This window comes from Pseudoalteromonas sp. CO342X, assembly GCF_004208915.1.
In the GTDB taxonomy this organism is placed as follows: domain Bacteria; phylum Pseudomonadota; class Gammaproteobacteria; order Enterobacterales; family Alteromonadaceae; genus Pseudoalteromonas; species Pseudoalteromonas maricaloris.
In genome coordinates, this window is record NZ_SGPH01000105.1 from 1 (window position 1) to 260 (window position 260).

Annotated in this window: 1 rRNA gene; it reads right to left on the minus strand. The window is 43.8% G+C overall.

The features are described from left to right. Nucleotides 1-74: ribosomal RNA gene (rrf, locus tag EXT47_RS23730) — 5S ribosomal RNA — on the minus strand; the annotation flags it as partial. Nucleotides 75-260: the final 186 nt, after the last annotated feature.

Sequence of the window (260 nt, forward strand, 5' to 3'; positions counted from 1 at the left end):
TCATCGACGCTGTTTTGTTTCACTTCTGAGTTCGGCATGGGGTCAGGTGGGTCCAAAACGCTATAGTCACCAGGAAAACTGGGTGCAAATGTCTAATGACATCGTGCCTCGCACGAGCATTCCATTTGCGCAAGGTGAACCGATTTCGCGATACCGCTTAGGTTGGTCACCTTGTTTAATTCTTAAATCCGGAAAAAGCTATTAAATTCTTTTGTCTACTTTAGTCTATTAACTTCTGTCGCTTATAAACCACTTTGGCG